The organism is Candidatus Krumholzibacteriia bacterium (assembly GCA_035268685.1).
Classification (GTDB): Bacteria; Krumholzibacteriota; Krumholzibacteriia; order JAJRXK01; family JAJRXK01; genus JAJRXK01.
The window spans coordinates 1-23,582 of sequence record DATFKK010000054.1 but is presented as its reverse complement, the minus strand read 5'-3'; the positions used below and the strand labels follow the sequence as shown (position 1 = coordinate 23,582).

General features: G+C 69.2%; 23 protein-coding genes and 2 tRNA genes. 16 read left to right on the top strand and 9 right to left on the bottom strand.

Features of this window, described 5'->3' with window-relative positions; genetic code table 11:
* The 4 genes from VKA86_05980 to VKA86_05965 all read right to left on the bottom strand — a co-directional run.
* Window positions 1–392: hypothetical protein (locus VKA86_05980; protein HKK70746.1), on the bottom strand; the 392-nt coding region annotated here is incomplete at its 3' end.
* 51 nt (window positions 393–443) lie between these two features.
* Window positions 444–1,004: a sigma-70 family RNA polymerase sigma factor gene (locus tag VKA86_05975; protein HKK70745.1), complete on the bottom strand. Its 561-nt coding sequence runs from the start codon at window positions 1,002–1,004 to the stop codon at window positions 444–446.
* A 315-nt stretch (window positions 1,005–1,319) separates the two neighbouring features.
* Window positions 1,320–2,531 (bottom strand): permease, encoded by a 1,212-nt coding sequence (locus VKA86_05970; GenBank protein ID HKK70744.1) that lies wholly within the window; start codon window positions 2,529–2,531, stop codon window positions 1,320–1,322.
* Window positions 2,528–2,818: a metal-sensitive transcriptional regulator gene (locus VKA86_05965; GenBank protein ID HKK70743.1), complete on the bottom strand. Its 291-nt coding sequence runs from the start codon at window positions 2,816–2,818 to the stop codon at window positions 2,528–2,530. The genes VKA86_05970 and VKA86_05965 overlap by 4 nt, the downstream gene beginning before the upstream one ends.
* A 271-nt stretch (window positions 2,819–3,089) precedes the next feature.
* Here VKA86_05965 and VKA86_05960 point away from each other — a divergent pair, with 271 nt between their 5' ends.
* The 4 genes from VKA86_05960 (at window position 3,090) to queC (ending at window position 5,667) form a co-directional block, all read left to right on the top strand.
* Window positions 3,090–3,356, top strand: a complete 267-nt coding sequence (locus tag VKA86_05960) for a hypothetical protein (GenBank protein HKK70742.1) — start codon at window positions 3,090–3,092, stop codon at window positions 3,354–3,356.
* Window positions 3,353–4,135, top strand: coding sequence for a nucleotidyl transferase AbiEii/AbiGii toxin family protein (locus VKA86_05955; GenBank protein HKK70741.1), 783 nt, complete (start codon window positions 3,353–3,355; stop codon window positions 4,133–4,135). Before VKA86_05960 ends, VKA86_05955 begins: the two co-directional genes overlap by 4 nt.
* Window positions 4,136–4,279: 144 nt before the next feature.
* Window positions 4,280–4,918 (top strand): radical SAM protein, encoded by a 639-nt coding sequence (locus VKA86_05950; protein ID HKK70740.1) that lies wholly within the window; start codon window positions 4,280–4,282, stop codon window positions 4,916–4,918.
* Window positions 4,915–5,667, top strand: coding sequence for a 7-cyano-7-deazaguanine synthase QueC (gene queC, locus VKA86_05945; protein HKK70739.1), 753 nt, complete (start codon window positions 4,915–4,917; stop codon window positions 5,665–5,667). The genes VKA86_05950 and queC overlap by 4 nt, the downstream gene beginning before the upstream one ends.
* On the opposite strand, the gene VKA86_05940 is transcribed toward queC, so the two are convergent.
* Window positions 5,652–6,995: a glycosyltransferase N-terminal domain-containing protein gene (locus VKA86_05940; GenBank protein ID HKK70738.1), complete on the bottom strand. Its 1,344-nt coding sequence runs from the start codon at window positions 6,993–6,995 to the stop codon at window positions 5,652–5,654. The two genes, queC and VKA86_05940, sit on opposite strands and share 16 nt — an antisense overlap.
* The gene (locus VKA86_05935) at window positions 6,959–7,993 is read right to left on the bottom strand and encodes a glycosyltransferase family 9 protein (protein ID HKK70737.1); all 1,035 of its coding nucleotides are present in this window, start codon (window positions 7,991–7,993) and stop codon (window positions 6,959–6,961) included. Before VKA86_05935 ends, VKA86_05940 begins: the two co-directional genes overlap by 37 nt.
* 139 nt (window positions 7,994–8,132) lie before the next feature.
* On the opposite strand from VKA86_05935, the gene VKA86_05930 reads away from it, so the two are divergent.
* The 5 genes from VKA86_05930 to VKA86_05910 all read left to right on the top strand — a co-directional run bounded on the left by VKA86_05930 (window position 8,133) and on the right by VKA86_05910 (window position 13,363).
* Window positions 8,133–9,380, top strand: a complete 1,248-nt coding sequence (locus VKA86_05930) for a hemolysin family protein (GenBank protein HKK70736.1) — start codon at window positions 8,133–8,135, stop codon at window positions 9,378–9,380.
* A complete protein-coding gene (locus tag VKA86_05925; GenBank protein HKK70735.1) occupies window positions 9,377–10,378 on the top strand; it encodes a CNNM domain-containing protein in 1,002 nt (333 codons plus the stop codon). Before VKA86_05930 ends, VKA86_05925 begins: the two co-directional genes overlap by 4 nt.
* A 200-nt stretch (window positions 10,379–10,578) precedes the next feature.
* Entirely contained in the window at window positions 10,579–11,142 is a 564-nt protein-coding gene (locus tag VKA86_05920; GenBank protein ID HKK70734.1) for an XRE family transcriptional regulator, read from the top strand.
* A 57-nt stretch (window positions 11,143–11,199) separates the two neighbouring features.
* Window positions 11,200–11,814 carry an XRE family transcriptional regulator gene (locus VKA86_05915; protein HKK70733.1) on the top strand — a complete coding sequence of 205 codons (615 nt, stop codon included), beginning with the start codon at window positions 11,200–11,202 and terminating at the stop codon, window positions 11,812–11,814.
* A gap of 40 nt (window positions 11,815–11,854) precedes the next feature.
* The gene (locus tag VKA86_05910; GenBank protein HKK70732.1) at window positions 11,855–13,363 is read left to right on the top strand and encodes a hypothetical protein; all 1,509 of its coding nucleotides are present in this window, start codon (window positions 11,855–11,857) and stop codon (window positions 13,361–13,363) included.
* Here the strand turns inward: VKA86_05910 and mazG are convergent.
* A complete protein-coding gene (gene mazG, locus VKA86_05905) occupies window positions 13,303–14,196 on the bottom strand; it encodes a nucleoside triphosphate pyrophosphohydrolase (protein ID HKK70731.1) in 894 nt (297 codons plus the stop codon). The genes VKA86_05910 and mazG overlap by 61 nt on opposite strands.
* A gap of 122 nt (window positions 14,197–14,318) precedes the next feature.
* Between mazG and uvrA the strand changes: the two genes are divergently transcribed.
* From uvrA to VKA86_05890, 3 genes are all read left to right on the top strand, one after another.
* Window positions 14,319–17,177 (top strand): excinuclease ABC subunit UvrA, encoded by a 2,859-nt coding sequence (gene uvrA, locus VKA86_05900; protein HKK70730.1) that lies wholly within the window; start codon window positions 14,319–14,321, stop codon window positions 17,175–17,177.
* Window positions 17,174–18,259, top strand: a complete 1,086-nt coding sequence (gene galE / locus VKA86_05895) for a UDP-glucose 4-epimerase GalE (protein ID HKK70729.1) — start codon at window positions 17,174–17,176, stop codon at window positions 18,257–18,259. The genes uvrA and galE overlap by 4 nt, the downstream gene beginning before the upstream one ends.
* An 88-nt stretch (window positions 18,260–18,347) precedes the next feature.
* Window positions 18,348–18,423: transfer RNA gene (locus VKA86_05890), tRNA-Phe, on the top strand.
* 78 nt (window positions 18,424–18,501) lie between these two features.
* Here the strand turns inward: VKA86_05890 and VKA86_05885 are convergent.
* The gene (locus VKA86_05885) at window positions 18,502–18,954 is read right to left on the bottom strand and encodes a MarR family transcriptional regulator (protein HKK70728.1); all 453 of its coding nucleotides are present in this window, start codon (window positions 18,952–18,954) and stop codon (window positions 18,502–18,504) included.
* 191 nt (window positions 18,955–19,145) lie between these two features.
* Between VKA86_05885 and VKA86_05880 the strand changes: the two genes are divergently transcribed.
* The 4 genes from VKA86_05880 (at window position 19,146) to VKA86_05865 (ending at window position 23,219) form a co-directional block, all read left to right on the top strand.
* Window positions 19,146–19,221 (top strand) — tRNA-Thr (locus VKA86_05880).
* A gap of 322 nt (window positions 19,222–19,543) precedes the next feature.
* Window positions 19,544–20,890, top strand: a complete 1,347-nt coding sequence (gene glmM / locus VKA86_05875) for a phosphoglucosamine mutase (GenBank protein HKK70727.1) — start codon at window positions 19,544–19,546, stop codon at window positions 20,888–20,890.
* A gap of 60 nt (window positions 20,891–20,950) precedes the next feature.
* Window positions 20,951–22,777 (top strand): glutamine--fructose-6-phosphate transaminase (isomerizing), encoded by a 1,827-nt coding sequence (gene glmS, locus VKA86_05870; GenBank protein HKK70726.1) that lies wholly within the window; start codon window positions 20,951–20,953, stop codon window positions 22,775–22,777.
* A 55-nt stretch (window positions 22,778–22,832) separates the two neighbouring features.
* Window positions 22,833–23,219 carry a RidA family protein gene (locus VKA86_05865; GenBank protein ID HKK70725.1) on the top strand — a complete coding sequence of 129 codons (387 nt, stop codon included), beginning with the start codon at window positions 22,833–22,835 and terminating at the stop codon, window positions 23,217–23,219.
* A 95-nt stretch (window positions 23,220–23,314) separates the two neighbouring features.
* Here VKA86_05865 and VKA86_05860 read toward each other — a convergent pair.
* The coding region (locus VKA86_05860; GenBank protein HKK70724.1) for an HNH endonuclease signature motif containing protein at window positions 23,315–23,582 on the bottom strand (268 nt) is incomplete at its 5' end.

Below are 23,582 nucleotides of genomic sequence, written 5' to 3'. Positions count from 1 at the left end.
TCGGTGTCGACGCGATCACCCCAGAGCGTCAGGCGCACCTCGTGCGTCCCGTTGCCGAGTGACCGCAGGATCACCGCGACATCGTCCGCGTGGGCGCGCGCGCTGGCGTCGCCGATGATCGCGTCGAGGTCGTCCATCACGGTCGATACCGCGGCCTCGTCGCTCCCGGCCGGAATCGTGAAGTCGAGCTGCGTGCCCACTTCCATGTCGGTCGTCGTCGGCGTCGTGCACGCCACCGCGCCGATCACGAGGACGAGTCCGAGCGTGGCCCGACGAAGTGTCCGGACCGGCATTCCCATGAGCGTGCCCGGGCTCGCGTGTGCCCGCTGGATTCGATAACGGTCGACGAGTTCCGTTTCGAGTCGATCGCGATGCGAATGACGCTGATCCATGACTCGTGACCTCCCTGGTGGAACGGAACCGCGTCCGAGGGCGTGGACCGCTCAGGTGGTGCCCTCGGGGGCGATCTCGTCCGGCTTCTCGCGTCGGAGCGTGGCCTGCTTCGAGCGTAGCCGCCGCAGCGCGCGCGAGGACTTCTGCTTGACCGCGGCCTCACTCGATCCGACGACCCCGGCCACTTCCCGGTACGTCATGCCTTCCACCAGGTGCAGCGCGAGGATCTCCCGGACGTCGTCGGATTCCTCGCGGAGCAGGGGGTGGTGGAGTCGGTCGTCTTCGTCTCGAACCAGTCGCTCCAGCGGCGTGTCGGCACCGCAGGCCAGGACATCGATCAGGGGTTCGATGGACTCCGTCTCGAATCGCCGCGCGCGCCAGTGGTCGATGACCGCGTGACGGGCGAGCGTCATGATCCAGGTCCAGACACTCCCCTTCTCCGGATCGAAGCGATCGAGTTGTTCGAGAAACCGATGGAACACCCGTGCGGTGACGTCCTCGGCATCGCCCTCGTCGTCGATGCGTCGGCGGACGTAACCGTACGCCGGGGCATAGAGCGCCCGGAAGAGCGCACGGAACGACTGTTCGTGACCCGCGCGAGCACGAGACAACAGGACCCGGTGTCGGATGTCGCGCGAAGTGCGTCGCGGATTCACGGTTCGCTCGCTCTCTCGGTGGCCCTCGCCGCGTTTCGGCGGTCGCGAAACCGTCCGCCGCGCGGCCGGCTCGGAGAGGGATACGTCGACGGGGGGCTCCATGGTGACAGACCCGACGAAGATAGTGCAGATCCGGCGACGGTGGTGCCCGGTCCGTGCGCGTGGGCTCTCCCGGCTGATCCTCCCAGTGGGCGCCATCGGCGCGAGAATGCCCGGGAGTGATGCAGGGATCCCGAGGATCGAGGTGGAAGCGATCGTGAGCGGGAACCCCTAGGCCGGCCCCGGAACCGTGAACCCCGCATCGGCCACCGCGCGTGCCACGGCGGCACGATCCACCGCACCCTGCACCACCGCCCGGCCGGGCTCGAGCTCGACGTTCACGCCGGTCACTCCCTCGGTGCGGCGCAGTGCCCGCTCGAGGTTGGCCACGCAGTTGTTGCAGGTCATGCCCTCGACCGGAACCTCGACCGATGCGCCGTCGGCCTCGTCCTGTGGCTTCGCGAAGAATCCCCCGAGGCGGCGCCGCAGGTCGTCGAAGGCGAACCAGGCCATCAGCCCGAGCAACAGCACCGCGCTCGCGACGCTCCACCAGGCCGTGTGCTCGTGCATGTGCAGTGGCCCTTCGACGCTCGACGTGACGAGCGACTCGAAGAGCAGTCCCGCGCCGATGCTGCCCCCGATGATCGTCACCAGGTAGGCGGTGAGCGAACGCAGCCCGAGCCCGCGGTAGACGGCACCGATGGTGGCGACGTTGGTCGCGGGTCCGGCCATGAGGAACACGAGCGCCGCGCCCGTGGGCATGCCGCTGGCGACGAGCGCGGCGGCGATGGGCACCGACGCGGTGGCGCACACGTACAGCGGCAGCGACACGGCGAGCGCGGCGAGGATCGGCACCACGGCACCGGCCTCGGCCAGTCCGGCGAAGAAGTCGTCGGGGACGAAGCTGGTGATCAACGCCGAGGCGACGATGCCGAAGGCGAGCCAGTGCCAGATCGAGCGCAGGATGTCGAGCGCGTGGTCGACCATCGCGCGCGGTCCGCGCGATCCTCCGCCGGTCGAACACGCGGCACCCGTGGCGTCGGCGGCCGCGGCAGGAGTCGAACGATCGGCGACCCATCCGCCCACCAGGCCGGTGACCGCGGCCGCGACGACCTTGAAGATCGCGAAGGGCCAGCCCAGGAACGACGCGCTCACCAGGATCGAGTCCACACCCGTCTGCGGCGTGCTGATCAGGAAGCCCACCGACGCACCGTTGCTCGCGCCGTCCTTCTTCAGGCCGAGGCCCGTGGGAATCACACCGCACGAGCACAGCGGCAGCGGCACGCCCAGCACCACGGCCTTGGCCACGCCGGCGCGTCCGCGCAGGTGGCGTCCGACGAAGTCCGGCGGCAACAGGCCGTGCAGCAGGCCGGCGATCGCCATGCCCAGCAGCAGCCACGGGGCGAGTTCCAGGGTGATCTGCCAGAGTGCTTCGAACATCATCGGGCTCCGATCCGGCTGTAGCGTGCGAACACGTCCATGAGTTCGTCGACCTTCTCCTGGCGGTCGTCGTCGTCGCCGTGTTCGAAGGCGTCGCTCACGCAGGTCTCGATGTGCTTGCCCAGGATCACCTGTCCGGTCGCGCCGAGCGCGCCCTGCGCCGCCGAGATCTGCATGAGCAGATCGACGCAGTAGGCGTCCTCGTCGACCATCCGCCGCAGCGCGGCCAGCTGACCTTCGACCCGCCGCAGCCGGGCCCGGACCTTCTTCTTCGTCGTGTCGTCGAGCATGGTGGCCTCTCCGATACCCCGAGGGGTATCCAGGATACCTAGAGGGGGTATGGATCGCAAGGGGCGGGTGTCGGGACGAGGCGGGTGTCGGGACGTGCGGATCGCGCGGGTCGCTTGCGAGCCGGTCCCCGTTTCCGCCGCGGAACATCCCAAACCGTCACTCACGGCTGCCACTTCCGCGGCGGAAGCGCCGGCCTCCGTCGCGGGGGAGTCACGGTCCCAGCAGCAACGACGACTGGCGAAATCATCATAAGCAGCTTATGATCATGCCATGAATTCGACCCTCCGATCCTACCTCGCCGAGATCGGCCGCCGCGGCGGTCGGAAGAGTCGGCGGACCCTGAGTCCGGACGAGGCCCGTCGCATGGTCCGTGTCCGTGAGGCACGCCGGGCCTACCGACGCTTCCACGCCCAGTGTTTCTGGTCATATCCGCCGGATCTCGTGATCGGCGTCGACGACGTGCCCTGGGTCGCGGAGCAACTCATGCGCAACGGTGGCGACGAGGCCTGGGCGGTGGGGGCGAGACTGTGCCGTTGACCGCGTTCCAGACCTGGCTCGGGCGTCTGCTCGCCGGGAATCGGAGCGAGGACAGCCACCTTGCCGGAGGGGCCGCGCTCCTCTCTTCGCCAAACACTCTGCGGTACAGTCATGACCTCGACTTCTTCCACGACAGCGAGGAGCGCGTCGCCTCTGCCTTCGCCGCGGATCGTACGACGCTCGTCGAAGCCGGTTGCAGCGTCGAGGAAGAGATCAGCCAGCCCGGCTACGTGCGCGCGATCGTGCGTCGAGCTGACGACACGACCAAGATCGAGTGGTCGCACGATTCGTCGTGGCGCTTCATGCCGGTGATCCACAGCGCGGATTTCGGGTACCAGCTCCATCCGGTCGACGTGGCCACGAACAAGGTGCTGGCTCTCGCCGGTCGCGACGAACCTCGCGACCTTCTCGACGTGATGCACCTTCACGAGTCCGAACTCCCGCTGGGCGCACTCGTCTGGGCCGCCTCGGGGAAGGACCCTGGATTCTCACCGCTGTCGCTCCTCGAACTCCTCCGTCGCCGGGGCAGGGTGCGCGAAGAGGACCTGGCCCGGCTGCACCTGTTGGAGCCGATCGATCTGCGCCGACTGAAGTCCTCGTGGTTGCAGGCACTGGACGAGGCGGAGGACTTCGTGCGATCCCGACCACCGCAGGAGGCGGGTTGCCTGTACTTCGATCCGCAGACCCGTCGGTTCGTGCAGCCGGGGCCGGACGGCGAGACCGTCCCGCACTTCGGGCGCCCGGGTGGCGTGCTTCCGCGGCTGCTCGACGGGAAGTGACGCCTCCGCTTCCGCCGTGGAAGCCCGCGATTCCACCGCGGAACGTCCCCACCTGTCACCCCGCGCCTCACTTCCGCCGCGGAAGCCGACCAAGACACACTCCCAGTGGCCCCATCCCCGCCCCCGCCCTATCCTCCCCACGCCATGCGCATCGAAGAGATCTTCTACAGCATCCAGGGCGAGGGAACACGCCGCGGGCGGCCGTGCACGTTCGTGCGCCTGGCGGGGTGTCCATTGCGGTGCGTGTGGTGCGACACGGCCTACGCCTTCGGGGCGGGGACGGAGCGCTCGGTCGACGCGGTGCTCGACGAGGTGCGCGCGCATCCGACACCGCTGGTGTGCGTCACCGGCGGCGAGCCGCTGGCGCAGGAATCGGTGCACGATCTCATGACCCGACTGTGCGACGAGGGCTTCGAGGTGGTGCTCGAGACGAGCGGCGCGCTCGACGCGCGCGGGGTCGACCAACGGGTGGTGCGCATCCTCGATCTGAAAGGCCCGGGGAGCGGCGAGGTCGCGCGCAACCACACCGAGACCTTCGACGCGCTGCGGCCGACCGACGAAGTCAAGATCGTCGTGGCGGACCGCGACGACTACGAATGGGCGAAGGGACGGATCGCCGAACTCCGGTTGGCCGAACGGGTCGCCGTCGTCCTGCTGAGTCCGGTGTGGGGCGATCTCGATCCGGCCGAACTCGCGGCGTGGATGCTCGACGACGGCCTGCCGGCCACGCTGCAGTTGCAGGAACACAAGATCCTCTGGCCGGGCGTGGAACGCGGGGTATGAGCGCCGAGGTGAACGCCGTGGTGTGCCTGAGCGGTGGACTCGACTCCTGCGTCACGCTGTACGAAGCGCTCGCGCGCGAAGGTGCAGTCGCGGCGCTGCACTTCACCTACGGACAGCGCACCTCGGCGCGGGAACGCGAGGCCTTCGACGCGATCTGCGATCACGCCGGCGTGCGCGAACGACTGGCGGTGGAACAGCCCGCGCTGCGCGCGATCGGCGGTTCGGCGCTCACGGACACGTCGCTCGAGGTGCCGACCACGGACCCGCGCGCAGCGATGCCCACCACGGACGCAGCGGTCCCGACCACCGAGTCCGACGCTGCGACCCCACCCACCGACCCGGGCGATGCCATCCCCATCACGTACGTCCCCTTCCGCAACGGGCAGATCCTGTCGGTGGCCTGCGCGTGGGCCGAGGCGCTCGGCGCCACCGCGGTGTACGTGGGCGCGGTCGAGGAGGACAGCTCTGGCTACCCCGACTGCCGGCAGGAGTTCTTCGAGGCCTTCGCGCGCGCCGTCGACGCGGGCACGCGGCCCGACACGCGCATCCGCATCGAGACGCCGGTCCTGCACCGCGACAAGGCGGGCATCGTGCGCCGCGGAACCGAACTCGACGCGCCGCTGCACCTGACGTGGTCGTGCTACACCGAGAGCGACGTCGCCTGCGGCACGTGCGAGAGCTGCCGCCTGCGTCTGCGCGGCTTCGAACGGGCGGGCGTGTTCGATCCGATTCCCTACCGCGACAAATAGGGTGCGAGCAGCTCGACGCTGCGCTCGGTCGCTCCCGCCTGGTCCTCGACCAGACGCGCGGCCTGGGTCCCGGCGCGCTGGCGGTGCTCGTCGTCGTCGAACAGACCGGCCAGCTCGCGGCGGAAGGCGGCGATGTCCTCGACGGCACGACCGCCGCCGCGTTCGATCAACAGCCCGGCCTCGACGGCGTTGGTGTGGCGCGGGCCGAACAGCACGGGTAGGCCGCACACCGCGGGTTCCATGACGTTGTGCACGCCGGTGGTGAACCCGCCACCGACATAGGCGATCGATCCCGCGCGGTAGATCGACGCCAGCAGACCCACCCCGTCGACCAGGATCACGCGCCAGCGATCGCGGTCGACCTCGGTGCCGCGCGCTTCGCCGCTGCGCAGTTCGACCAGCTCGCTCAGGCGCGTGGAGTCCAGGCCCGCGTCGGCGATGCGACGCTCGAGGGCCTCGAGGTGTTCGGGCGTGGGCTCGTGCGGGGCGACGACCAGTCCCCACTCCGATCGCGCCCGCAGACCGTCGAGCACGGGATTCACCCACACCTTTTCGTCGGCGGGCCACGAACTGCCGACCACCACGTAGCGCCATCCGGTGTCCTGCAGCGCGCGGGCCACGGGAGCGTCGGCCGCGTCGTCGAAGCGGCGCTTCACCTGGTCGATGCGCGTGTCGCCGGTGACGCTCACACGTTCGTCGGCGACGCCCAGTGCGCTGCGGAAGCGCGCGGCGTGGCTGGTGTCGACGGCGCCGATCGCGTCGAACTGCCGGTACACCGACTCGAAGAAGGGCCGTGCGACCGAGTTCAAACGCTGGCTGCGCGCGTGCAACGACCCGCCGAGCAACACGGTGGGCACGCCACGGCGAACGGCCGACCACACCAGGTTGGGCCAGCAGTCGTAGCGCACGAACACGAGCGCGCGTGGACGCAGGCGGCCGAGCATGCGTTCGGCGGCGGGCATGGAGTCCAGCGGCAGGTACTCCACGGCGTCGGCCTCGGGGTGTTGCGTGGCGTGGGCGTGGCCCGACGGGCTGAACACCGTGAGCAGCACGGGCACGTCGAAGCGTTCGCGCAGCGCGCGGATCACCGGCCGCGCCTGCTCGTACTCGCCGGCGCTCGAGGCGTGGACCCACACGCAGCCCTGCAGACGTTCGCCCAGCACGTCGAGGCGATTCCACAGACGGCGGCGGCCGTCCATGCCCTCGCGGATCTTGTCGTCGAAGAACCGGCCCAGGTGCATCGCGCCGATGAACACGGGCACGACCAGTGCGTTGTAGGCCAGCCAGGCGATCACCGGAAGCGACGGTCGCTCGCGTTCGCGCTCCATGCGTCCTCCACCACGCTCGTGACCTCGTCCACGGTGGACCGGGTCAGACACCAGGTCTCGGGCTGACGGCACGGCCGTTCGCCCGCCTTCGAACAGGGACGACACGCCACGTCCTTCTCGACCACACGGCTGCGCGGATCGAGCGGGAAGTAGCCCCAGGCGCGCACCGTCGGCCCGAAGACCGCGACCACCGGCGTGCCCACGGCCTCGGCCAGGTGCACCAGGCCGCTGTCGTTGGCCAGCAGCAGGTCGCAGCGCTCGAGCGCGGCGGCCACCTCGTCGAGCGGACCGTCGGCGGGCCACACGAGCGCGCCGGGTACCGCACTCTCGACCACGCGCATCTCGGCCCGGTCGTCGGGTCCGCCCAGGACCAGCACGCGGGCGCCGTGACGGTCGGCGTGGGCGCGCGCCACCGAGGCGAAGCGTTCGGCCGGCCAGCGTTTGGCCGGGTGCTTGGCCCCGGGCGCGACGGCCAGCCAGGGTCCGTCGTCCTCCATGGCTACCGACGCACGCGCACGTGGTCGCGTTCCCACCACGATCCGCGGGCGGTCGGTGGGGCGGCTCGCGGGCACCAGCGCGCGGAAGCGATCCACCAGCCGCCGGTCGAGCGAGGCCAACTGCGGTCCGCCGGCCACGAGCAGCCAGCGTGCGAAGGTGTCCTTGTGCAGACGTACGGTCGGCGCGGGCGGCAGTTGCGCGGTGAGCAGACGGCTGCGGAGGTTGGAGTGCGCGTCGATCACGCGCTCGAAGCCGTGGTCGTCCAGTCGACTCGGCAGTGAGCGCAGCGATTCGCCCGGTCCGAGGGTGACCAGTGCGTCGATCCGCGGGTCGTGGGCCAGCAGGGGCGCCCAGATCTCCTTGGTGACCCAGGTGACGTGCGTCGACGGCCGCTGCCGGCGCAGGCCGGGCAGCAGGGCGGTGGCGAGGACGAGGTCGCCGAGTGCACCGAAGCGGATCACCAGCGTGCGGTGCACTGAATGGGGGGCAGCGGCGTGCACGGGGACTTGTCCGTGGCAGGGAATCGTGATCTGCTCGCCCGCGCGCCGTCGCCCGACGGCACCGAGCGCCGCGAAGGGTGGACCCGCCCCCGCGGCGTGTCAACGTGTCCCGTCTCCTCCACACCGCCCGGGCGGTCCCGTGTTCGAAGCCCTGCTGCTCGTCGCCTTGCTGCTCCTGTCGGGATTCTTCAGCGGCAGCGAGACGGCCCTGTTCGCCCTGAGCGACGTCGAACTCGACGATCTCGCCGGTCGTGGACGCCGCGAGAAGCAGGCCGCCGCTCTGGCGCGTCGTCCCGAGCGGACCTTCGTCACCATCCTGCTCGCCAACATGGTCGTGAACACGGTGGTGTCGGTGCTCGTGACGTCGGTCGCGCTCCATGCGGTGGGAGCGGCGGGCCTGGCAGTGGCGATCCCCGTGGCCACCGTCCTGCTGCTGCTCTTCGGCGAGATCGTCCCGAAGACCCTGGGACTGCGCCGCCGCCGGTTCCTGGCCGTGAACGCGGCGCCGGTGCTCACGGCCCTGGGCTTCGTGCTCGGTCCGGTGCAGAAGGCTCTGGAGGCCCTGGCGTCACTGGCCTCCCGCGGCACCAGCGGTCCGGAGCCGCTGTCGCGCGACGAGCTCGGCACGCTGGTCGACGTCGCGCGTGAAGAAGGCGACCTGACGCGCTTCGAGGGCCGCGTGCTGCGGCGCATCCTGCGCTTCACCGGCGTGCCGATCGGCCGCTGCATGACGCCGCGGGTGGAGATGGTCACCGTGGCGGAGTCGGTCACGCTCGACCGCGCGCTCGAGGTCTTCCACGAGTCCGGACGCAGCCGTCTGCCGGTGGTCCGCGAGGGACACGACGACGTGGTCGGCGTGCTGCTCCTGAAGGATCTGCTCACCCTCGAGCAGGATCCGTCCGGACTCGCCGTCGGCGATCTCATGCGCGAGGCGGTGTTCGAGCCCGAGACCCTGCCCGCCGCCGTGCTCTTCCGGCGCTTCCAGCACGGACGCTTCCACCTGGCCGTGGTGGTGGGCGAGCACGGGGGCGTGGAGGGGATCGTCACGCTCGAGGACCTGCTCGAGGAGCTGATCGGCGACATCCGCGACGAGAGCGACGAACTGGGCGGCGAACTCGAACCGCTCGGCGACGGCCGCTGGCGCGGCGACGCCACGCTCGAGATCGAGGACGTGGTCGAGACCCTGGGCATGGAGCGCGATCCCGACCACGAGGACCACGACTGGGTCACCCTGTCGGGGCTCCTGCAGCACGAACTCGGCCGCGTGCCACGCAAGGGCGACACGATCACCTGGGGCGGTTGGTCGGTGCAGGTGCTGTCGGCCTCGCCCAACCGCGCCCGGCTGGTGCTGCTGAGCCCGGCCCCGAGCGGGGAGGTGCGGTCGTGAACGTCGTGATCGGTCTGGCGCTGGTCGGGCTGAGCATCCTGCTCAACGCCTTCTTCGCAGGGGTGGAGACGGGCTTCACCAGCGCGCGGCGCGTGCGCCTGGTGCACTGGGCGCAGATCGGCCGCCGGGGCGCGACGCGGGCGGCGGCCATGGCGCGCGATCGCGAGAGCGCGGTGGTGGCGGCCGTGGTCGGAAACAACGTGGCGATCGTCGCCGGCACGTCGGTGGCGACGGTGGTGGCGGTGACGCTGTTCGGCGACGCCGGCGAGACGGTCGCCGCGGTGGCCATGGCGGCGCTGAACATCGTCTTCGGCGAGATCCTGCCCAAGACGGCCTACCGCGCGCGGCCCGAGCTCCTGCTCGTGTGGTCGGCGCCGCTCTTCCACGCCTTCGACGTCGTGCTCTCGCCCCTGCGGGTGGCCGCGGTGGCGGCCGCGCGCGTGGTGCTGTGGCTGCTGCGCGTGCGCACGGCCGACGAGGAGTCGGTGCTCACGCGCGACAGCCTGCTGCGGTCGTTCGCGATGAGCCGCGAGCACCAGCACCTTGGCGCCGAGGAGGACCGCCTGCTGCAGACCTTCGTCCGCAACTCCCACCGCCGGATCGCCGACGTGGTCACGCCCACCGCGCGGGTCTCGCACGTCGGACCCGGCGCCACCGTCCGCGACGTCATGGCGCGGGTCCGCGAGACCGGTCACTCCCGTCTACCCGTGCTGGGAGAGGGTGGAGAGGTCCTCGGACTGCTCCTATTCCGTGATCTGCAGGGACTGGATCCCGGAGACTCTGCGACCTCCGAGATGCGGGACGCCGTGCGCCTGTCCGAATCCATGGGACTGGACGAGGGAATCGGCGCGCTGACCGAACGCCAAGCCAGTCTGGCCGCCGTGGTGGCCGAAGACGGCTCTCCGCGGGGAATCGTCACGCTCGAGGATCTGCTCGAGCCCCTGGTCGGAGACATTCTCGACGAGCACGACCGTCCCGCTGGCGTTCCGAAACTGTGACCAACATCACAAATATTTCCAAATCCGGCGATGGACACCAAGTGTACAAATGGGAATCATTCCATTATCGTGCCGACCCCGTAGGAAGGTGTCGTACGCGGGCACCCGGCCTTGCCCCGCGACACACTCGGAAGTCGGATCCCGGTGATCCGGACATCGGCCTTCCGTCGGTCGGAACCCCCCTCGAACGGAAGCGATTCATGACCATCAGCGCAGAGGTCGGTCTACGCATCAAGCAGTACCGACAGAAACTGAATCTCACTTTGAAGGAAATCGAATCGCGTGTCGACGTGAGTGCCACGCACGTGTCCGAGATCGAGCGTGGCAAGACCTCGCCGACGATCGGAGCGCTCGCGAAGATCGCCCAGGCCTTCGACGTGGATCCAGCTCTCTTCCTGGCCAGGGACGATCTGTCGAACGTGCAGGTCACCCGCCAGCGCGAGCGTGTGCGGATCCGCTACGAGCACACGCACATGGAGGCCCGGCCCCTGACCGCACCCGTGCGCGACCAGCAGTTGAGCGCCGCGTACGTCGTGTGGGATCCCGGGCGCGTCGAGTCCGAAGTGCAGGTCCGCAGCCACGCGGGCGAGGAATTCATCTACGTGCTCGAGGGCGCGGTCGAGGTCACGGTCCGCGAGCGGACCGTCCTGCTGCGCGAGGGCGACAGCCTGCACTACAAGGCCAACCTGCCCCATCGCATCGTCAATCGATTCGCCGAACCGTGTCGGGCGGTCCTCGTCCTGACCCCCGTGTTCGGATTCTAGGCGCACCGCGTCGCGAACCGCGGAAGGGCCGTGCGGCCCCACGCAAGGAGACCGTCGATGATCGACAATCAAGCTCTCGGTGCGCGTCTGAAGGCCTGTCGCCAGGACAAGGGACTCACCCTGAAGGCCATGGAGGCACGCGCGAGCGTGTCGGCCACGCACATCTCCGAGATCGAACGGGGAAAGACCTCGCCGACGATCGGTGCGCTGCAGAAGATCGCGGTCGCACTCGAGCGCGACCTCGCGTACTTCCTCGAGACCGAGCCGTTGGAGGAGGTCGCCCACCAGCGTCCCTACGAGCGCACCTGGCACGTCCAGGAGAACGGTTCGGGACGTTGGGCGGGTCTGACCCCGCGGATCCCGGGATCGCGCCTGAGCGCCTTCCGGATCGAACTCGGTGCCGACGCACCGGCCAGCCCCACCAAGGGCGGGGACAGTGACGACGTCTACCTCGTCGAGCGTGGCTCGGTGTGCTTCGAGGTCGAGGACGAGGAACACGAACTCGGCCCCGGGGACAGCATCCACTTGCGCGGCGGCACGACGTACCGCTTCGTGAACTGTGGCAGCGACGACGCCGCGCTGTTCCAGTTCTCCGCCTACCGGCGTACCGAGCCCGGCGGGCAGACGAACGGTTGGCTGAACGGCCAGACGAACGGAGATCGCCCCCATTAGCGGTGGCGGCGGTCTCGCCCCCTGCGGGAGGACCGCACCCGTGTTCCGATCCGATCGACGAGCGCGTGTCCTCGCGCTCGTCCTCGTTTTCCTCGGTCTCGGCGCCGGCAGTGCTGCCGCCGAGACCGAGACCGGCCCGAACCGCATCGGGCTGCCCGGCCTGGCCTCGACCGTCGTCCTGCCCGCGGACGGCGGGCCACCCCTCCGCCTGGGCCTGCAGGGCGACACCGGGACCTTCGATCCGGAACACGGGATCGAGGTCGATCTCGATCTTCCCGAACTCACCTCACGGGCACTGCGGTTCCAATTGCAGGTCCGCGCGTCCGACCGCATCGTCCTGGGCGGCTCGCTGCCCTACCGCTTCGTGTCGGTCGAGGCTGGGGAGTCGGTCAGCGGCCTCGGCGATGCCGAGATCGCCGGCGTGGCTCGCCTGTTGGACTTCGACCGGCTGCGCTTCGGCGTGTGGTCGAAGTTCCGTCTCCCGACCGGGGACTCGAGCAACGGGTTGAGCACCGGGAAGCTCGAGGCCGAGGGCGGACTGATCACCACCGCCCGCTTCTTCCGCGACGGCCTCGCGCCCGAGCTGCGCTGGCACCTGAACGTCGGCTTCCGGCAGAACAAGAACGAACGCGAGGGCTACGCCGACTACTACGTCACCGACGGTGGTTTCTCGTCTCCCTTCGACGAAGGTCTGTTCTTCCCGAGCTACCCCGCCGTACGGGGCCAGGATGCGCGGAACAACGACATGGTCCTGCTGCGCACCGCCCTGGAGTTCCGTCAGCGCTGGGGGCACCTGTTCCTCGAGGTCTCGAGCGACTGGCTCGCGTGGTCCGACGACGTCGAGTTCGAGGAGAACTCGACCTGGGTCACGCCCGGGTTCCACCTGGGCACCGAGGGCGGTCCGGCGCTCACCGCAGCGTGGTCGATCGGGGTCTTCGCCGACCGTGAGGAGACCGACTACGAGCCGCGCCTGCCCGATTGGCGATTCGAGGTCGGCGTGAGCATGCCGATCTTCCTCGGCGGCCGCGACCGCGACGACGACATGGTCCCCGACGACGAGGACCTCTGTCCCGACGAGCCGGAGGACGTCGACGGCTACCTCGACGACGACGGCTGCCCCGATCCCGACAACGACGGCGACGGCATCCCCGACGTCGACGACCTCGCGCCCAACCTGCCCGAGGACTTCGACGGCTTCGCCGATCAGGACGGCCGCCCCGAGTTCGACAACGACCTCGACGGGATCCGCGACGACGAGGACGCCTGCCCGAACCAGCCGGAGGACTTCGACGGCGATCGCGACGACGACGGTTGCCCCGACGTGGTCGTCGATCGCGACGGCGACGGCATCCTCGACGTCGAAGATGCCTGTCCCGACGCGGCCGAGGATCTCGATGGCTTCGAGGACGGCGACGGGTGTCCCGACGAGGACAACGATCTCGATGGGATCGCCGATGTCGACGACGATTGCCCGAACGAGCCGGAGGACTACGACGGGGATCGCGACGAGGACGGCTGTCCGGACGAGCCCTCGTCGTCGTCGCGCTGATCGTCCTCGCGGGGTGGGGCGAGCGGTTCGTCAGCGCGCTCGGCTGCCTTCGCCCGGGCCCAGGCGCGCCACAGGCCGGTGATCCCCAGCGCGCGCAGTCGCTCCGGGTCGTGCCCGTGCCGAGCTTCGATCGCGCGGAAACGGCGCGCGAACTTGGCGTTCGTGCGTTGCAGGGCGGCGTCGGGATCCACGTCGAGCTTGCGTGCGAGCTGCACGGCGGCGAAGAGCAGGTCGCCCATCTCGTCCTCGATGGCATCGGCGTCGTCGGCGCGGCGGGCCTCGGCCAGCTCGTCGAGTTCCTCGTGCAGTTTGGCGATCACCGGATTCGGACTGTCCCAGTCGAAGCCTCCGCGCGCGGCATCGCTGCCGTGCCGGTGGGCCTGGCGCAGGGGCGAGACGGACGGGTGCAGGTCCTTGAGCAGCGTCGGGGGCGGGGCGTCGTCGTCGCCGTCTTCGGTGGCCTTCGTCCTCCGCCAGATCTCCTCGTGCGACAGACCGGCCCAGCGCTCACGAGCCTCGGGGTCCTCTTCGAAGACGTGTGGCTTGCGGCGGACCAGCTTGTCGGCACCTCGACGCGCGAGTTCGTCGAACTCGACGCCGGTGGTCTCGCTGAGGATCAACCCGTTGTAGGCGACCATGTACAGCAGGTCGGCCAGTTCGGCGGTCGCGGCCTCGGGGTCGCCACGGCGCGCGGCGTCGAGGTACTCGAAGACCTCGTCGCTCAGGAAGCGCGCGGCCGAGGCCAGGTCCTGCGACTGGTCCCAGGTGCAGCCCTCGGGCCCACGCAGGTGGCGAAGCACGTCGAGCAGCCGATCGAGGTGCGGGAAGTCCATGGGAGCTCCCGGGGCAGGAGGCGATCGGGAAGCGCCGGTTTGACCTGCCCGACGCGCGGGGCTACTCTCGGCAATCCCCTCGGACCGGGGTCCGGGGCGTGCACGCACCCAGAGAGCAGAAGATGACGACGTCGCCGGACGGAGCAACGCGGACGAGCGGGCAGGCTATCACCATCCGTGGGGCCCGCCAACACAACCTGTGCGGTGTGGACCTCGACGTGCCCAAGGGCCGCTTCACGGTGGTCAGCGGCGTGTCGGGATCGGGCAAGTCATCGCTCGCCTTCGACACGCTCTACGCCGAGGGCCAGCGCGCCTATGTCGAGAGCCTGTCCACGTACGCGCGGCAGTTCCTCGAGCGGCTCGAACGTCCCGACGTCGACGCCATTCTCGGGATCCAGCCCGCGATCGCCATTCGGCAGCGCAACTCGATCAAGAGCAGTCGAAGTACCGTGGGCACGGCGACCGAGGTCTACGACTACATGCGGCTGTTGTTCTCGCGGGTGGGGGTGGTGCGCGATCTCGAGACCGGCGAGCGCGTGGAACCCGACACACCCGACCGCGTGGTCGATCGCGCCTTCTCCACCTTCGACGAGGGCACGCGTCTGCTCGTGGTGTTCCCGACCGCGCCGACCGAGACGCTTCCCTTCGGGGATCTGGCCGAACGGCTGGTCGCCCAGGGCTACCTGCGCGCCTGGCACGACGGCGAGGTGCGTTCGCTCGAGGAGCCGTGGGACTCTCCGCCGAAGGCGGGCGATCGCATCGAGGTGATCGCCGATCGGATCCGCCTGCGCGAAGACGCGCGTCTGCGTCTGGCCGAGGCGGTGGAGGCCGCGCTGCAGGCGGGCGAGGGTGATGCCGCCGTGGTGGCACTGGACCGCGACGAGCGCTTCGATCTGTCCGATCGTTACCAGTGCGCGTCGACCGGTGCCGTGTACGAGAAGCCCACGCCGCAATTGTTCAGTTTCAACAGTCCGCAGGGTGCCTGTGACGCCTGCAACGGATTCGGCGAGCGACTGGAGTTCGACGAGCGCCGGATCGTTCCCGACCTCGACAAGACCATCGCCGCCGGCGCGATCAAGCCGTGGTCGAGCGACGCGTGGCGCGAAGAGATGAGACGACTGGTCGCCTTCTGCAAGCGCAAACGCATTCCGGTCGACACGCCCTTCCGCAAGCTGACCGACCGGCAGAAGAAGGCCGTGCTCGAGGCCCAGGAACGAGATTACGTCGGTATCCTTCCGTGGCTGACCGACCTGCGCGAACACCCGAAGAAGGAAGCGCACCGATTCTTCGTGCGGCGCTACCTGGGACGTTCGACGTGTCGTTCCTGCGGTGGCGCGCGTCTGCGTCGCGAGGCCCGCGCCGTGCGCGTGGGTCCCGAACCCGGCCGGTCGATCTCCGAACTCGGTGGCATGAATCTCGTGGCCCTGCACGAGTACCTCAGCGATCTCGAACTGACGGAACACGAACAGCGAATGGCCGGCGACGTGCTCGAGGAGCTGCGCGTACGCGTGCGCTTCCTCGTGGAGATCGGCCTCGGATACCTCGCGCTCGACCGCGCCAGCCGCACGCTGAGCGGCGGCGAGATGCAGCGGATCCACCTGAGCAACGCGCTCGGGGGGCGACTGGTCGAGACGCTGTACGTCCTCGACGAACCGAGCATCGGCCTGCATCCGCGGGACACCGAACGTCTGCTGCGCAGCCTACGTGAGCTGGCCGATCTGGGGAACACGGTGGTGGTGGTGGAGCACGACCGCGACATCGTTGCGGCGGCGGACCATCTCGTGGACCTGGGTCCCGGTGCGGGAGCGCGAGGCGGAGAACTGCTCCACGCCGGACCGCCTCCGCGTTCCGGGGACTCGTTCGCCGAGGCATCGCTCACGTGCCAGTACCTCGTCGGCGAGCGCGACGTCCCGTTGGTCTCCGGCCGACGTACGCCGGGGCGCCGTCGCCTTACGCTGCTGCGGGTGCGCAAACACAATCTTCGGGAACTCGACGTGCACTTCCCGCTCGGTCTGTTCCTGTGCGTGACCGGCGTGAGCGGTTCGGGCAAGAGCACGCTCGTGAACGAACTGCTGTATCCCGCGCTGAACGGCGACATCAGCGGCGGGCGGGGACGCCTGTTCGGCTACGACGCCCTGCACGGCGCGGAGAACGTGACCGAGACCATGATGGTCGACCAGAGCCCCATCGGGCGCAGCGCGCGCAGCAATCCGGCCACCTACATGCAGGTCATGGGCGAGATCCGCGCACTGCTCGCCGCGACCCAGGACGCGGCCAAGCGCGGGTGGACGGCCAGCCGCTTCAGCTTCAACGTCCCCGGTGGGCGTTGTCCGACGTGTCAGGGCATGGGCGAGGTCACCGTCGAGATGCACTTCATGGCCGACCTCACCGTGCAGTGCGAGGACTGTCACGGCCGCCGCTTCGAGCCGACCACTCTCGAGGTGCGTTACCGCGGACGCAACGTGGCCGAGATCCTCGACCTGAGCGTGGACGAGGCGATCCAGTTCTTCGCCGACAGTCCGACGATCGGCAGCAAGCTGTGGTTGTTGCAGCGGGTGGGGCTGGGCTACCTGAAGCTCGGGCAACCGGCCTCGACGCTGAGTGGCGGCGAGAGCCAGCGGATCAAGGTGGCGCGCGAGCTCATGGGCGGGCGCAAGGGCCACCGCCTGTACCTGCTCGACGAGCCGACCACCGGCCTGCACGCCGAGGACATCCGCAAGCTGCTGAAGGTGCTCGCAGACCTGGTCGAGGAAGGCCACACCGTGCTCGTGATCGAGCACAACCTCGACGTGATCAAGAACGCCGACTGGGTCATCGATCTGGGCCCTGGCGGCGGTCCCGAGGGCGGGACGATCATGGCCGAGGGCACGCCGGAGGAGGTGGCCGCCGTCGACGCGTCGGTCACCGGACAGTACCTGCGCGACGTGCTGCCGCGCTCGGGCACTCGCTCGCGGTCGCGCTCGGAGGGGATGCGCTCGTGAAGGTCCTGGTCACCGGAGGCGCCGGCTACATCGGTTCGGTCACGACGGCGCACCTGCTCGAGCGCGGTCACGGCGTGGTCGTGCTCGACGACCTCAGCACCGGCCACCGGGCCGCGATTCCCGAAGGTGCGGAGTTCGTCCAGGGACGCGTGCAGGATCCCGACGTGCTCGCCACCGCGCTCGACGGCGTCGACGCCGTCGTCCACTTCGCCAGCCTGAGCCTGGTGGGCGAGTCGATGCAGGAGCCGCGCCGCTACTTCCGCGAGAACGTCGGGGCGGCGCTGGCCCTGCTCGACGGCATGGACCGCGTGGGCGTGAAGTGCCTTGTGTTCAGCAGCACGGCGGCGGTCTACGGCGAGCCCGCCGTCGAGGTGATCACCGAGGACACGCCGCTGCGCCCGGTGAACCCCTACGGCCACTCGAAGGTCATGATCGAACGCGTGCTGGCCGAGGAGGCCCGCGCGAACGGGCTGGCCGCCATCGCCCTGCGCTACTTCAACGCCTGCGGTGCCGACGGCCCGAGGGGCGAGGACCACGAGCCCGAGACGCACCTGATCCCGCGCTTGTGCCAGATGCTGCTGGGAGAGTTGCAGGACTTCCGGGTGCACGGCGACGACCACCCCACGCCCGACGGGACGCCGGTGCGGGACTACGTGCACGTGCGGGATCTGGCCGTGGCGCACGCGTTGGCGTTGGAGGCGTTGGGCGGAGTCGGGGCGGTTGGTGATGCGGCTCGTGGTGCGGCTGGCGATGCGGCTCGTGGTGCGGCGGGCGGGGCGGCCGGACCGGAGGGCGGGGAGCTCGGCGGTGCGTTCTTGCCGGGCTTCGAGGCGATCAACCTGGGGACCGGTCACGGGGCGAGCGTGCGCGAGGTCCTGGCCGCCGCGGGCGCGGTGACGGGGCGGGAGATTCCCGTGCGGGTGGGTCCGCGCCGCGAGGGCGATCCGCCGCGTCTGGTGGCGAGCAACGTCCGGGCGCAGGAGCGGCTGGGATGGCGGCCGGAGTGCAGTGGACTGGAGCGGATCGTTTCCGATGCCTTCGCGTGGCACCGCGAGCATCCGCAGGGCTACGCCGACGACTAGGGCCTCGGGGCGGTCACCTTGACAATCAGGGGTCAGGGCACCATATTCGACCGCTGTCGCCGTTCGCTCCCGCGATCGGGGAACGGGTGGTTCGGTAGCTCAGTTGGTAGAGCAACGGATTGAAAATCCGTGTGTCGGCGGTTCGACTCCGTCCCGAACCACCACTTCGCATTCTGGAATTCGCGCGGCCGAGGCCGCGCGTTTTTCTCTTCCCACCAGCTCGCCCGGACCGTTCTCGCGAGTCAGCCCTTGCGGGCACGCAAGTCTCGCAGGCCGCGGGCCAGCACCTCGAGTTCGCGCGCGGTCGCGTCGGGATCCTGCAGGCTCCGCAGCAGCCCCAGGGTTCGCGAGACACCCCGGTCGACCAGCCCGTCGACGACCCGTTCGCCGGCCGGGGCCAGGGCGAGTTCGGTCCGGCGGCGGTCGCCGGCGTCGAGCCGACGGGAGGCCCAGCCCTTCTGCTCGAGCTGGTCGGCGAGGCGCGTGGCCGTGCTGGGGGCGATGCAGAGCCGCTCGGCGAACTCCTGCATGCTCAGGGCGCCACCGTCGGCCAGGGCGAGCAGGGCCTGGCCCTGGACCAGACTCAGACCCAGGGGTGAGGCCAGTTCTCGCTCGGCCGCCGACACCTCCCGGGCCAGGCGGTGGAGCTGGGTCCAGAGCTTCAAGGCGTTGAGCAGTCGCGAGTTCGCCGGCATACTTCCATATCCTTTCTATTGCAGATCAGAAGGATTGTAAAAGCGAACGGAAATGGCCTCAAGCGCCGATTTCAGTTGTCCAGAGCTTTCGCGAGTCGGCCATCTTGACACCCACCCGGGTTGGGCTAGACTCCCTCCGGCGACGACGGTGCTCCGTGCACCGGCTTCCGTCTTCCAGGCGTCGCAAGGTGGCTGGTGTAGCTCAGCTGGTAGAGCAGCTCACTCGTAATGAGCAGGTCTGGGGTTCGAGTCCCCACACCAGCTCCAGCGATTCTTGCTGGATCCGAGTGATCACTGCGTGACGCAGGATGCAGTCGCTGGAAAGGGGCCTCGCAGCCTGGGCCCCTTTCCTTTTTCTCTCCAGGTCGTTTCGTGTCCGCACCGGTCGCCTGCCCGCCGTGGTGCGGTGTCCTCGTTGACAGTCCGATCGCGCTGTTCTTGGTGTGCGCGCCTGCTCGCGAGCGGGTTCCACGGGTGACGCGGCGCAACGTGGATCTCGAAGGGGATCTCGATGGGGATCTCGATGGGGATTTCGATGGGGATCTCGACGGGTCGTCCGCTTCCAACGAATCGAAAGGCCTCCTGAACCATGACGCTGAAGGTCAGTGTGTCCGGCGTGCGCGGCGTCGTCGGCGAGAGTCTCGACGCGGAATCCCTGGTCCGATGGGCCGCGGCCTTCGGGGAGTGGTTGCCCGAAGGGCCGGTGGTGGTCGCGCGTGATTCGCGTCCGTCGGGTCCGATGGTGGTCGCAGCGGTCACCGCGGGTCTGACGTCGACCGGGCACGACGTGATCGACGCGGGCATGCTCACCACGCCGAGCACCGAGATGGTGGTGCAGGAGTCCGACGCGATCGGCGGCGTGATCGTCACCGCGAGCCACAACCCCGTCGAGTGGAACGCGCTGAAGCTGCTGCGCGGCGACGGGCTGTTCCTGACCGCGGCGGAGGTCGATGCGGTGATCGAACGCGAGCGGGCGGCGTCGCGACGCCACGTGCGCGCGGTCGACACCGGACAGGTTCGCACGCGCGACGACGGACAGGCCCTCCACCTCGACGCGATCCTGGCGTCGGACCTGATCGACGTCGGCACGATCCGCAGCCGTGGACTGCGCGTCGTGGTCGACGCCGTCGAGGGCGCGGGGGGAGAGATCCTTCCCGCCCTGCTCGATCGGCTCGGCGTCGAATACGAGTGCTTGTACTGCGGGTGCACCGGAATGTTTCCGCGTGATCCGGAGCCACGGGCCGATCACCTGGGCGAGCTCGCGGATCGCGTTCGAGAGAGCGGTGCCGATCTCGGGCTGGCCGTCGATCCCGACGTCGACCGGCTCGCGCTGGTCGATCGCGGGGGTGTGTTGTTGAGCGAGGAACTGACACTGGCCGTGGCCGCCGACCACGTATTGGCGCAGAGTCCCGGTCCGGTGGTCGTGAACCTGAGCACGACGCTGGCGCTCGACGCGGTCGCGAAGCGGCACGGCGTGCAGATCCACCGCGCGCCGGTGGGCGAGGCCAACGTGGTGGCCCGAATGCTCGAGGTCGGGGCCCGGATCGGGGGCGAGGGCAATGGCGGGGTGATCCTTCCGGCCCTGCACGCCGGGCGCGACGCGGTGCTCGGCGCGGCCCTCGTGCTGGCCGCGGTCGCGGCCCGGGGATCGCTGGGCGCCTGTCTCGAGGTCCTTCCGGCCGCATCGATGGTCAAGGACAAGCTGACCCTGGACGAAACCATCGACCACCCCGAGGAATGGCGGCGAGCCGCCGGAACCCTGGGGCCGAATGGACAGTGGGACGAGAGCGACGGGATCCGTTACGCTCTCCGGGATCGATGGGTGCACCTCCGCCGCTCGAACACCGAGCCGGTGCTCCGCATCATCGCCGAGGCACCGTCCGTGGACGAAGCCCGCGCCGTGGTCGACACCGTGCGTGGTGAACTCGGACGCTGACCCCTTCGATCCACGACTCCATCGGCGACCCGAACCGCCGGAGAGGATTCGAGACTTACTATGTGTGGGATCATCGCCATGGTCGGAAGCGCGCCCACCGCGCGCACCCTCGTCGAAGGACTGCGACGACTCGAGTACCGCGGCTACGACAGCGCGGGCGTGGCCGTGATGAACGGCAGCGGGATCGAGGTCCGCAAGCAGAAGGGTAAGCTCAAGGAACTGCTCGCAGTTCTCGACGCCGATCCCGTCGACGGTCACACCGGCATCGCTCACACGCGCTGGGCCACGCACGGTGAACCGAACCAGAACAACTCGCATCCCCACGTGAGCCAGGATGGCACGGTTGCTCTCGTGCACAACGGGATCATCGAGAACTACCAGGCGCTGAAGACCACGCTCACCAAGCGCGGATACCGGTTCTCGACCGACACCGACACCGAGGTCCTCGCCAACCTCATCCACTTCCACTACGACGGCAATCTCGAGTCGGCCGTGCGCGAGGCCCTGCGTCACGTCGACGGCACCTACGGCATAGCCGTCATGCATCGCGACGAGCCGAGCAAGATCGTCGGCGCGCGTCTCGGCAGTCCGCTGATCGTCGGTCTCGGCGACGGCGAGTTCTTCCTGGCCAGCGACGTGGCCGCCATGCTCAGCAACACCCGCCAGGTCATCTACCTCGACGACGGCGAGTGCGTCGTGATCACGCCCGACGGTGTCGACACCTGCACCATCGCCAACGAGACCGTGACCAAGAAGGTCGAAGAGGTCACCTGGGATCTCGAGCAGATCGAGAAGGGCGGCTTCGACCACTTCATGCTGAAGGAGATCCACGAGCAGCCCGAGACCATCCGCAACACCTTCCGAGGACGCGTCGTCTACGACGACGGCGACGGGCACCTCGGTGGTCTCAACATGGACTCTCGCGATCTGCGGTCGGTGAAGCGGATCGTGCTCCTGGCCTGTGGGACCAGCTTCCACGCGGGGATGGTCGGCGAGTACATGATCGAGGATCTTGCGCGCATCCCGGTCGAGGTCGAGTACGCCAGCGAATTCCGATACCGCCGGCCGATCCTCGATCCCGACACCCTGGTCTTCGCGATCAGCCAGTCGGGGGAGACGGTCGACACCTTGAGCGCCATGCGGGAGGCGCGGAAGCAGGGCGCGCGCGTGATGGGGATCACCAATGTGGTCGGGTCGACCATCGCGCGCGAGAGCGACGGCGGCGTGTACATCCACGCCGGCCCCGAGATCGGCGTGGCCAGCACCAAGGCCTTCACCTGTCAGGTGACCGCGCTCACCATCCTCACGCTGTGCCTCGCGCGTGTGCGCAATACGACGATCGAGGAGGGCCAGGAGATCATCCACGGCCTGAACAGGATTCCGCGACAGGTCCAGCGGATCCTCGACCAGCGCGACACCATCCGCGAGATTGCAGAACTCTACGCGCCGTCGAACAACTTCCTGTACCTCGGTCGCGGATACAACTACCCGATCGCGCTCGAGGGCGCGTTGAAGCTCAAGGAAATCAGCTACGTGCACGCCGAGGGCTACCCGGCGGCGGAGATGAAGCACGGCCCGATCGCGCTCATCGACAGGGACATGCCCGTGGTCGTTCTGTGCACCCAGGACAGCACCTACGACAAGATCAAGGGCAACGTCCAGGAGATCAAAGCGCGTAGCGGACGCGTCCTGGCCATCGTGACCGAAGGTGACAACGACATCGCCGAGATGGCCGACCACGTGATCACGGTACCGCACACGCTGGACATGCTACAGCCTCTGTTGAACGTGATTCCGCTGCAGTTGCTGGCCTACGACATCGCGGTCATGCGCGGCTGTGACGTCGACCAGCCCCGAAACCTGGCCAAGAGCGTGACCGTGGAGTGATGCTCGGATCGATGCCCGGACCGTTGCTCGGATCGATGCCCCGGAGGTGTCCAACGTGACCGAACGCAAGGTGATCCGGACCGACGCCGCGCCCGCGGCCGTCGGTCCCTACAGTCAGGCCGTGCTGAGCGGCGACCTCTTGTTCAGTGCCGGCCAGATCCCGCTGGACCCCGCCACCGGGAAGCTCGTCGGGGGCGATATCCAGGACCAGACCCGCCAGGTCCTTCGCAATGTCGAAGCCGTCCTTGCCGCCGCCGACATGACCTGGAAGGACGTCGTGAAGGCCACGGTCTTCCTCGCCGACATGGCCGACTTCAAGGCCGTGAACGAAGTCTACTCGACCGTCTTCGACGACGAACCGCCCGCCCGCAGCGCCGTCCAGGCCGCGGGCCTACCCCTTGGCGCCCGCGTCGAGATCGAAGTGATCGCCCGGCAGCGGTAGCACTCGCGCCACTCCCGGCGTCGGACAGCGCCTTCGCGGTCGAGCGTGTGCTCGGACCGGTGTGCTGCCTGGCGCCGGCACCGTGCGCCGATCGCTCAGCAGTGATTGCTCCCCGATATCCGCTGCGGAAGCGACCCGAACACGCGCTCGCCCACCCGCCGGTTGTGCCGCGCACAGAGCACCCGGAGGTTCTTCGCCTTGTGCGACCCACCCAACGCGAAAGGCCGGACGTGGTCGATCTGCAGATCGCGCGTGGCCGCACACCGCGTGCCGTCGCCGGCGACGTAGCTGCAGCGATGCCCGTCGCGCTCGAAGACCGCGGCGCGCGTGGCGGCCGGCACGTGGCGCGAGCGAGGACGGGGT

Bases quoted from the DNA above. Each gene is read 5' to 3' on its own strand.
- uvrA (HKK70730.1), top strand. From the start codon at position 14,319: ATGACGACGTCGCCGGACGGAGCAACGCGGACGAGCGGGCAGGCTATC.
- VKA86_05950 (HKK70740.1), top strand. From the start codon at position 4,280: ATGCGCATCGAAGAGATCTTCTACAGCATCCAGGGCGAGGGAACACGC.
- VKA86_05965 (HKK70743.1), bottom strand. From the start codon at position 2,818: ATGCTCGACGACACGACGAAGAAGAAGGTCCGGGCCCGGCTGCGGCGG.
- queC (HKK70739.1), top strand. From the start codon at position 4,915: ATGAGCGCCGAGGTGAACGCCGTGGTGTGCCTGAGCGGTGGACTCGAC.
- VKA86_05885 (HKK70728.1), bottom strand. From the start codon at position 18,954: ATGCCGGCGAACTCGCGACTGCTCAACGCCTTGAAGCTCTGGACCCAG.
- mazG (HKK70731.1), bottom strand. From the start codon at position 14,196: ATGGACTTCCCGCACCTCGATCGGCTGCTCGACGTGCTTCGCCACCTG.
- VKA86_05940 (HKK70738.1), bottom strand. From the start codon at position 6,995: ATGGAGCGCGAACGCGAGCGACCGTCGCTTCCGGTGATCGCCTGGCTG.
- glmM (HKK70727.1), top strand. From the start codon at position 19,544: ATGACGCTGAAGGTCAGTGTGTCCGGCGTGCGCGGCGTCGTCGGCGAG.
- VKA86_05915 (HKK70733.1), top strand. From the start codon at position 11,200: ATGATCGACAATCAAGCTCTCGGTGCGCGTCTGAAGGCCTGTCGCCAG.
- VKA86_05960 (HKK70742.1), top strand. From the start codon at position 3,090: ATGAATTCGACCCTCCGATCCTACCTCGCCGAGATCGGCCGCCGCGGC.
- VKA86_05920 (HKK70734.1), top strand. From the start codon at position 10,579: ATGACCATCAGCGCAGAGGTCGGTCTACGCATCAAGCAGTACCGACAG.
- glmS (HKK70726.1), top strand. From the start codon at position 20,951: ATGTGTGGGATCATCGCCATGGTCGGAAGCGCGCCCACCGCGCGCACC.
- VKA86_05970 (HKK70744.1), bottom strand. From the start codon at position 2,531: ATGATGTTCGAAGCACTCTGGCAGATCACCCTGGAACTCGCCCCGTGG.